General features: G+C 72.7%; 2 protein-coding genes. Both read left to right on the forward strand.

Going from position 1 to position 1,070, the window contains the following annotated elements; translation table 11 throughout:
* On the forward strand, window positions 1-672 hold a 672-nt coding region (locus ACFWPJ_RS33615), incomplete at its 5' end, for a hypothetical protein (protein ID WP_378857670.1).
* The gene (locus ACFWPJ_RS33620; protein ID WP_378857672.1) at window positions 669-1,061 is read left to right on the forward strand and encodes a hypothetical protein; all 393 of its coding nucleotides are present in this window, start codon (window positions 669-671) and stop codon (window positions 1,059-1,061) included. The genes ACFWPJ_RS33615 and ACFWPJ_RS33620, both read left to right, overlap by 4 nt.
* Window positions 1,062-1,070: the final 9 nt, after the last annotated feature.

Consider the following 1,070-nt stretch of genomic DNA (forward strand, 5'->3'; position numbering starts at 1 on the left):
CCCTCCCCGCCCCCCGCGCGGCTGCGGGCGGCGCCCCCCCCCCCCCCGCGGCCGGGGCATCCCCGCTATGAGTCCTACGGGTTGCCTAAGACGCTGGCCGCGGATCTGGCTGATCAGCGGGTCACCGCCCGCGAGCGGCTGCTCGGTGAGTCCGAGATCGACCGGATGGACTTGGCGCGGGAGCACGCGAGCCTGCGCCAGCGCCACGGTCTGTCGATCGAGCACAACGCCGATCTCACCGAGCAGAACGCCGAGCTCACTCGGCGGTTGACCGCGATGACCGCCGAGCGGGACCAGGCCGTCACCGAGCGGAGGGACTCCGATATGAAGCGGGTCCAGGCGCTCGCTGAGCAGGGCAGGTTGCGCGTTGAGCGTGACGAGGCGGTGGCCAAGCTCGTCGAGACCACCCGGCCCGGTGACAGGTTCGGCAGCGCGGAGCGGCAGGCCACCGAGGCTCGTGCGGCAGCCACGGCCACGTCGACCAAGTCGGCCACGGCCACGGCCACGGCGTCGACGGGGTCGGAGTCGGCTCAGTCGCCGTCGACCGAGTCCGTTCCGTGGGAGACCGAGTCCGGTGTGTCCGAGCAGCCCAGCGCGCGGACGGCCTACTCCGGCAACGCCCTGGCCGACGCGATGAACCGCCGGGCCGAGCGGGGAGGCATGGAGCGGTGAACCGCGACGACGAGCTCGACGACCCGTTCATCGCCCGCTACGCCGACCGCGTCACCGATGACCGAGAGGTGTTGTGGCGCGCGGACTTTGCCCGGGTCCTGGACTACGAGGACCGCGGCTACGAGGAAGACCCGGCGCTGCTGCTGGCGGCGCGGCAGATCCGGGATCGGTGGGCCACCGATCCGCAGGTTGCGCCGCGGTGGACCGAGCTCGACGAGATCCACGCCGCGTGGATCTTCGCGCCCGAGGCGATGAAGCAGGCGCACGAGGTGACCAAGGCCGGGGGGATTGCGCCGCCCCGGCATGGCGACACCCCGGGGGGCCCCCCCAAGCAACCACCCGCGATGGGCCGCCCACGCGCCGGGCCCCGCTGGGGAGCGCACAAATAACACAACACA

The sequence above is a fragment of the Nocardia sp. NPDC058497 genome, from assembly GCF_042720195.1.
Classification (GTDB): domain Bacteria; phylum Actinomycetota; class Actinomycetes; order Mycobacteriales; family Mycobacteriaceae; genus Nocardia.